The 8674-nt window shown below is 71.6% G+C and carries 4 protein-coding genes and 1 pseudogene; 3 read left to right on the top strand and 2 right to left on the bottom strand.

Annotated features, from left to right (window positions below; all coding sequences use genetic code 11):
* Both IFT36_RS13660 and yczE read right to left on the bottom strand, forming a co-directional pair.
* Positions 1-2094, bottom strand: a 2094-nt coding sequence (locus tag IFT36_RS13660) for an APC family permease (protein ID WP_307785114.1), incomplete at its 3' end; no start/stop codon positions are given.
* 104 nt (positions 2095-2198) lie between these two features.
* Positions 2199-2825, bottom strand: a complete 627-nt coding sequence (gene yczE / locus IFT36_RS13655) for a membrane protein YczE (protein ID WP_056049470.1) — start codon at positions 2823-2825, stop codon at positions 2199-2201.
* 62 nt (positions 2826-2887) lie between these two features.
* Between yczE and yczR the strand changes: the two genes are divergently transcribed.
* From yczR to IFT36_RS13640, 3 genes and pseudogenes are all read left to right on the top strand, one after another.
* Positions 2888-4327, top strand: coding sequence for a MocR-like transcription factor YczR (yczR, locus tag IFT36_RS13650; protein WP_200413404.1), 1440 nt, complete (start codon positions 2888-2890; stop codon positions 4325-4327).
* A 163-nt stretch (positions 4328-4490) separates the two neighbouring features.
* Positions 4491-7673, top strand: coding sequence for an efflux RND transporter permease subunit (locus IFT36_RS13645; protein ID WP_123572032.1), 3183 nt, complete (start codon positions 4491-4493; stop codon positions 7671-7673).
* 280 nt (positions 7674-7953) lie between these two features.
* Positions 7954-8674 (top strand): annotated as a pseudogene (locus tag IFT36_RS13640) (DEAD/DEAH box helicase); the annotation flags it as partial.

The raw sequence follows: 8674 nt of genomic DNA, 5'->3' as shown, positions 1-8674 counted from the left end.
TTCGACCGCCGCCCCGGCGCGGCCGTCCGGGCCCGCGTCGGCGCCCAGGGCCCCGCCGGCGGCGCCCGACCGGCGACCGGCCGGCTCGAGCACGCGGCGCGGCACGGGGCGGGGGCGGATCGGCTCCCCACGGCGGTCCTGGCCGGGGATCGGCCGCGATCGACGCCCGTAGAGCACCTCGGACGAGTCGAGCAGCCACGGCACGAGCGAGATCGTCACGCCGTGCACGAGCATGAGCTTCTGGCGGATGCGGCGGCTCTTGTGGTTGTGCAGCGCGGCCTCCCACCAGTGGCCGACGATGTAGATGGGCGTGTAGACCGTGACGACCTCGCTGCCGTGCTCTTCACGGTGGGCCTTGATGTACTTGATCAGCGGCATGCTGATGTCGCGGTACGGCGAGGCGACGATGCGCAGGGGCACCTCGATGTCCTGCTCGGCCCACTGACGCTGCAGGAGCGCCGTTGCTTCGTCGTCGATGCCCACGTGGATCGCCTCGAGCGACTCGTGGCGTGCGGCGATGGCGTAGTCGAGGGCCTTCAGCACGGGCTTCTGCATGGTGCCGACCAGCACGATCGCGTGGTCGCCGTGCGAGCCGAACTGCGTCGTGGCGTCGGGCTCGATCTCGACGAGCACGTCCCGGTAGTAGCGGTTCACGCCGAGCATCAGCACGAAGAGGATCGGCATGATGACGAACACCAGCCAGGCGCCGTGCGTGAACTTGGTCACCGTCACGACGATCAACACCGACGCCGTGAGCAGGGCGCCGAAGGCGTTGATGCCGCGGGCGCGGTACACCGCTCCACGGTCGGCGCATCCCTCGCGCAGCATGCGGGTCCAGTGGACGACCATGCCGGTCTGGCCGAGCGTGAACGAGACGAAGACGCCGATGATGTACAGCTGGATCAGCCCGGTGACGCTGGCCTGGTAGACGAGCAGGATGGCGCAGGCCACCAGCGCCAGCACGATCACGCCGTTCGAGTAGATTAGTCGGTCGCCGCGCGTGTTGAGCGCCTTGGGGGCGTACTGGTCGCGGGCCAGGATCGACCCGAGCAAGGGGAACCCGTTGAAGGCCGTGTTCGCCGCCAGCAACAGCACCGCCGCGGTGCAGGCCTGGAGCACGTAGAAGGGGATGCCGAACAGCGACCCGCCGAAGACCGCGCTCGCGATCTGCGCGACGAGGCTGCGCTGCGGCGTGGTGGCGCAGTCGACGAACCCCTGGAGGTCGCAGGCGTCCTCGGCGTAGTGCACCTTGGCGATCAAGGCGACGGCGACGAGGCCGGCGAACAGGACGATGGCGATGCTGCCCATCAGCACGAGGGTCTTCTGGGCGTTCTGCACCTTGGGCCGCCGGAACGCGGGCACGCCGTTGGCGATCGCCTCGACGCCGGTCAGGGCCGAGCAGCCGCTCGAGAAGGCCCGGAGCAACAGCAGGATGAAGGCGGCCTGCGTCAGCTGGTCGGCCTGCACCGTGTACTCGGCGCTCTCGGCGACGGGCGGGTCGCCGAGGGCGGTGCGCACCAGGGCGATGACGATCATGACGAAGACGCTCGACACGAAGAGGTAGGTGGGGATCGCGAAGGCCTTGCTCGACTCGCGCACGCCCCGGAGGTTGACGGCCGCCAGCAGGACGACGAAGAAGATCGCGAGCTCGACGCGCACCGGCGCCAGTTCGGGCACGGCCGAGATGATGTTGTCCACGCCCGAGGCGACCGAGACGGCCACCGTCATGACGTAGTCGACGAGCAGCGCCGAGGCGACCACGAGCCCGGCCTTCTCGCCGAGGTTCTTGTGGGCGACCTCGTAGTCGCCGCCGCCCGACGGGTACGCCTTGATCAGCTGACGGTACGACGCCACCACGACCAGCAGCAGGACGACGACCGCGACGGCCACCCACGGCGCGAGGGTCAGGAACCCGAGGCCGCCGATCAGCAGGATCATCAGCAGTTCTTGCGGCGCGTAGGCCACCGAGCTGAGCGGGTCGCTGGCGAAGATCGGCAGTGCGAGGTGCTTCGGGAGCAGCTGCCCCTCGAGCTTCTCCGAGGGGAGGGGTTCACCGATCAGCCAACGCTTCGGCGACCGGGTGTCGTTGGTCACGAGCGGCGACTCTACTCCCGTGCGAGGGCCTGTCAACTTCGCTCGTGGACGATTTATTCCCGGTCAGCGCGGGTCGGTCCGAACTGGTTCGTACCGGCCGCGGCTCAGGCAGGCGAGGAGGCGCGGGCCGGGGCGACCACGGAGGTCGCCACCCGGCGCCGGGCGAAGAGCGGCAACGTGATCGCCACGAGCGGGCCGATGAGCAGGGCCTCGGCCGCCGTGCCGATGCCGACCTGCCCGCCGAGCAGCCACCCCGCGGCGAGGACCGTGAGTTCGATGACGGTGCGCGCGACGCCCACCCGCCAGCCCAACCGGGCGTGGAGGCCGAGCATGAGCCCGTCGCGAGGGCCCGGCCCGAAGTCGGCTCCGATGTAGAGGCCGCTCGCGACGGCGAGCAACAGCAGGCCGCCCGCGAAGGTCAGGCCTTGTGCCCACCACTCGGTCTGCTGTGGCAGGACGCGCAGGCCGAGGTCGGCGACCGGACCGATCATCAGGGTGTTGGCGATCGTGCCGAAGCGGGGTCGCTGGCGCAGGGGGATCCAGAGCAGGAGCACGACGAGGCTCGTGACGAACGTGACGGTGCCGAACGTCAGCCCGGTGTGGCGGACGAGCCCCTGTGACAGCACGTCCCACGGGGCGACGCCGATGCCCGCGCGGACCATGAGGGCGATGGCGAAGCCGTAGGCGGTGAGGCCGACGAACAACTGCAGCAGGCGACGCGAGAGGAGCATGGGGTCGATCCAATCGCTCGACTGGCCTGGTGGCAAGGGTCCAATCCGCCTAGGGTGGCCGCGTGACCAACCTCGACCACGGTGCCACCACGGTCTCGTCGCGGGCGCTCGGCGTCCTGCTCGACTCGTGGCGCGCCTCCTCGGTTCCCGGCTACCTGGCGCTCGCCGACCGCATCCGCCTGCTCGTGCTCGACGGCCGGCTGCCGGTCGGCACCCGCCTGCCGTCCGAACGCGACCTCTGCGCGCACCTCGGGGTCAGTCGCACGACCGTGGCCGCGGCCTACGCCGCCCTCCGCGACACGGGGCACGTCGACAGCGTGCGGGGCAGCGGCAGCGTCGTCCGGCTGCCGGCCCGCGCCTCGGTGCCGCGTCCGACGACGACCGAGGGGCTGCTCGACCTGACGAAGGCGGCGCTGCCCGCGGTCGACGGCATCGCCGAGGCGGCGCAACGGGCGGCGGGGCGGCTCGGCGCGTACCTGGACGACCCGGGCTACGACCCGGTCGGGCGGCCGGTGCTGCGCGAGGCGATCGCCGAACGGTACCGACGGCGGGGGCTCGAGACGACTGCCGACCAGATCGTCGTGACCCTCGGGGCGCAGCACGCGATCGCGCTGCTCGCCCGCGTGCTGGTCTCGCGCGGCGACCGGGCCGTCGTCGAGGCGCCCGGCTACCCGCACGCCTTCGAGGCCCTCCGCGGCGCCGGCGCCCGCCTGGTGCCGGTCAGCGTCACCGTCGACGACGGCTGGGACGAAGCGGCGCTCATGCAGACCCTGCGGCGCACCAGCCCGCCGGTGGCCTACCTGATGCCCGACTTCCACAACCCCACGGGCGCGACGATGCCCGCCGACCAGCGGGCGCGCGTGCTCGAGGCGGCGGCCGCCGAGGGCACCGTCGTGATCGCCGACGAGACCATGGCCGAGATGGCGATCGACGACCGTCGCGACGCCCCCTCGCCGATGGCCGCGTACGGACGCGCGGTCACGATCGGCTCGGTCGGCAAGTCGCTCTGGGGTGGGCTGCGCATCGGCTGGATCCGTGCCGAGCGCCCGCTCGTCGAGCGGCTCGTGCGCGCCCGCTCGGCAGGCGACCTGGGCACCCCCGTGCTCGAGCAGCTGGTGGTCGCCGAGCTGCTCGGCGACTTCGACCGCGTGCTGGAGGCGCGGGCCGGCCACCTGAGACGAGGTCGCGACCGCGTCGTCCACGGCCTGAGGGAGGCGTTCCCGTCGTGGCAGGTGCCGTCGCCGGCGGGCGGCCTCACCACCTGGGTGGGGCTCGGGGCACCGGTCAGTTCGCAGCTCACCCTCGCGGCCCGCCGGGAGGGCCTGCTGCTCGCGGCCGGCCCGGTGTTCGGCATCGACGGGGCGTTCGAGCGGTTCCTCCGCGTGCCGTTCTCGTACGCCGACAGCGACACGGACCGGGCGCTCGGGGCCCTGCGCGCGGCGTGGGACGGGGTCGACGGGGTGCAGGCGCCGACCTCGCCCCTGCTGGCCGAGGTGGTCTGAGCCGGGTCGTGCGGTCGGCTCGTCCCCGTCACGGTGACCAGGCAGGGATCTGCACAGCGTGAAAGGAACCGCCGCCAGTTCCCAGAGAGGCTGGTGACAATGGAGGTGCGGTGCACGTCGTTCACCGCGCCTCCTCCGCTCTCCCTCTCACCACCGGAGCACCGTGCACCTGCTGTCCGTCTTCAGCCTGCGCAACCGCGCGCTGATCGCCCTCGTCACCATCGTCGTCGCCGTCTTCGGCGGCATCGCCCTCACCTCGCTCAAGCAAGAGCTCGCGCCCAACGTGCAGTTCCCGCAGATCGCGATCGTCAGCTCGTACCCGGGGGCCACGCCCGAGGTCGTCAACGAGGACGTCTCGACCCCGATCGAACAGGCCGTCCAGATCATCCCCGGGCTCGAGGGCACCTCGGCGACCTCGAGCACCTCGCAGAGCACGGTCTCGGCCGAGTTCACCTACGGCACCGACCTCGACTCGGCCGAGCAGAAGATCCAGTCGGCGATCAACCGGCTCTCGCTGCCCGACTCCGTCGACACCCAGGTGGTCACGGGCAGCCTCGACGACCTGCCCGTCATCCAGATCGCCGTCACCGGCTACGACTCGGCCGACTCGCAGGCCCTCGTCGACCGGCTGACCACCGTCACGGTGCCCGACCTGCAGAAGCTCGACGGCGTCCGCGAGGCCTCGATCTACGGCGACGCCGGCCAACGCGTCACCATCTCGCCCGACCAGACGGCGCTCGCCGCCGCGGGGCTGACCACGGCCGCCTTCCAGGACGCCCTCGACGCCAACGGCACGCTGATCCCCGGCGGCACCCTCACGCAGGACGGCAAGACGCTGTCCATCCAGGCGGGTCAGAGACTCACGAGCGTCGACGAGATCCGCGCCCTCCCGCTCCTCGGCGGCACCTCGGCCACGACGATCGGCGACGTCGCCGACGTGCAGCTGACCGGCGCACCCGTCACCTCGATCAGCCGCGTCGACGGGCAGGACGCCCTCACGGTCGCCATCACCAAGACCCTCGACGCCAACACCGTCGACGTGTCGCAGACCGTTCGCGACGCCATCCCGGGCCTCGCCTCCGACCTGGGTGACGGCGTGGAGCTGTCGGTGGTGTTCGACCAGGCGCCGTTCATCCAGCAGTCGATCGACGCGCTCGCCGAAGAGGGGCTGCTCGGCCTCGTGTTCGCCGTGATCGTCATCCTGGTCTTCCTGCTGTCGATCCGGTCGACCATCGTCACCGCCATCAGCATCCCGACGAGCGTGCTCATCACGTTCATCGGGCTGCAGGCGGCGGACTACACCCTGAACATCCTGACCCTGGGTGCGCTGACGATCGCCATCGGCCGCGTGGTCGACGACTCGATCGTCGTCATCGAGAACATCAAGCGGCACCTCACCGCGGGCGTCGACCGGCTCGAGGCGATCAAGGTCGGCGTCCGCGAGGTGGCGGGTGCCATCACCGCGTCCACGGTCACGACCGTCGTGGTCTTCCTGCCGCTGGCCTTCGTCGGCAACATCACCGGCGAGCTGTTCCGGCCGTTCGCCCTGACGGTCACCATCGCGCTCGTCGCGTCGCTCTTCGTCGCGCTGACGATCGTGCCCGTGCTGGCGTACTGGTTCCTCCGGGCACCGAAGGCCCACAAGCACGCGCCGGGGGGCGAGGCCGCCGCCGTCGAGGGGGCGACGGTCGAGTCGTTGACGACCCGCGCCTCCGACCCGTCCGACACCCGACCGCTCGACCGCCTGCGTCGCGCGTACGTCCCGGTGCTGCGGGGCACCCTGCAGCGTCCGGTCGTGACGATCCTCGTGGCGTTGCTCATCCTCGTGGGCACGGGCGCCGTCATCCCCTTCATGAAGACGAACTTCCTCGGGGCGAGCGGGCAGAACACGTTCAGCGTCACGCAGACCCTGCCGCCCGCGTCGAGCCTGCAGACGCAGTCCGACGCCGCCGACCGGGTCGAGCAGGTGCTCGAGGGCGTCGACGGCATCGAGACGGTGCAGCTGACCATCGGCTCGAGCGGGACGTCGATCGCGAGCTTCCTCGGAGGATCGGGCGACAGCACCGTCACCTACTCGATCACCACCGACGAGAGCGCCGACCAGGACGCCCTGCAGGCCGACGTCCGGTCCCGGCTGGACGACGTCACGGACGCGGGCGAGATCGAGGTCTCGGCGTCGAGCGGCTTCGGCACGAGCAACGACATCACCGTCGACGTCACGGCACCCGACCCCGACAGCCTGCAGACCGCGACGGATGCCGTGCTGAAGAAGGTGCAGGGGCTTCCCGGCACCGCCGAGGCCAGCTCCAACCTGCAGGCGGCCCAGCCGGTCATCGGCGTGCAGGTCGACCGTGTCGCGGCCGCGGCCCTCGGCTACAGCGAGGTCGCCGTGGGGGGCATCGTGTCGCAGGCCATCCAGCCCTTCCGGGTGGGGTCGCTCGAGATCGACGACAGCTCGGTCGACGTCTACACGGTCGACCCGACGCCGCCGGCGACCATCGACGAGCTGAAGGCCCTCGAGCTGCCGAGCCCGACCGGGCCCGTGCGCCTCGACTCCATCGCCACGGTCGAGCAGACGACCGGGCCGACCTCCGTCACGACGACCGACGCGGTACGTTCGGCGACCGTGACGATCACGCCGTCGAGCGACGACCTCTCGGCCGCCGGCACCGAGGTGTCCGACGCCGTGGCCGCCGTCGACCTGCCCGACGGGACCGACGCGACCATCGGTGGGGCGACGGCCGACCAGGCCAACGCCTTCTCGCAGCTCGGCCTCGCCGTGCTGATCGCGATCCTGATCGTCTACATCGTGATGGTGGCGACGTTCCGCAGCCTGATCCAGCCGTTGCTGCTGCTCGTGTCGATCCCGTTCGCGGCGACCGGGGCGATCCTGTTGCAGCTCGCCTCGGGCGTGCCGCTCGGGGTGGCGTCGCTGATCGGCGTGCTCATGCTCGTCGGCATCGTGGTGACCAACGCCATCGTGCTGATCGACCTCGTGAACCAGTACCGCGAGAAGGGTCTGCGCGTGCGCGAGGCGCTGCTCGAGGGAGCGTCGCGGCGGTTGCGGCCGATCCTCATGACGGCGGCGGCCACGATCTTCGCGCTCACCCCGATGGCGCTCGGCGTGACCGGGCACGGCGGCTTCATCTCGCAGCCGCTCGCCATCGTCGTGATCGGCGGGCTCGTGTCGTCCACCCTGCTGACGCTCGTGGTGCTGCCCGTCATCTACTACCTGTTCGAGCGCATCGGCGAACGCCGGGCCGACCGACGGGCGGCGGAGTCGGGCGAGGGCGCCGCGGGTGCCGAGCGTGCCGAGGGTGCCGAGACGGCTGCCGCCCGGGGGTGACCTCGGTCGGCGTGCCCGAGGAGGCGGGGCTTCCGGTTCGGGGGAGGCTCGGGTATCGTAGGTGGGTCGGCTCAAGACACCGCGCCTGTGGCGCGAGCACATCGGCACCTGGTGGTGCCGATCATGCACAGCTTTGAACAGCACGAGGGTTTGTAAGTCTTGTGGGCCGGATTCCCGTCGAGTCACGACGGGATGAATTCACGATTGTGAACGGTCCTGGTCAATGGCTGCCCGGGTATTTCTTCGCGTCATCTCTGACAAGCCCGGAAAGAACTCCTCCATGTCTCCTTACGACAACTCCCGCCCGCGCACCGACCGCACCGGCGGTGCCCCCAAGGCCGGCTCGAAGAGCCCCAAGCACCGCGGCCACCGCGCCGACGAGGCCGGGGCCCCTGCCCCCAAGAAGCGCTGGGACGCCAGCGAGCGCGCCGACCGCGGACGCCGCGAGTTCGGCACCCGTGACGGCGGCGGCAACCGTGCCCCCGGCGCGGCCCGCTCCGACGACCGCCGCCCCAACTGGGAGCCCCGCGAGAAGCCGGCCGGCGGCAACCGCTTCGGCAACCGAGACTTCGACAGCCGCAACGGCGAGCGTGGCCGCGACGCCGCTCCTCGCTTCGGCCGTGACGGTGGCCGCGAGGCCGCCCGCGGCTACGGCCGCGACGGTGGCCGCGACGCCGCCCGGGGCTCCGACCGCGGACCCCGCTCGTGGGACCGCTCGGACCGCCCCGCACGCGACGATCGCGCTCCCCGCGACGACCGTGGCGCTCGCAGCTACGACCGCAGCGACCGCCCGGCCCGCGACGACCGTGCCCCTCGTTCGTACGACCGGAACGACCGCCCGGCGCGCGACGACCGCGCCCCTCGTTCGTACGACCGGAACGACCGCCCGGCGCGCGACGACCGCGCCCCTCGTTCGTTCGACCGCAGCGACCGCCCGGCGCGCGACGACCGCCCCCAGCGCTCGTACGGTGACCGTCCCGAGCGCGGTGGCCGCGCCTCCG

It is taken from the genome of Frigoribacterium sp. CFBP 13605 (assembly GCF_014839405.1).
In the GTDB taxonomy this organism is placed as follows: Bacteria; Actinomycetota; Actinomycetes; order Actinomycetales; family Microbacteriaceae; genus Frigoribacterium.
The sequence above is the reverse complement of the archived record's forward strand: the minus strand, read 5'-3'. Positions and strand labels throughout refer to the sequence as shown.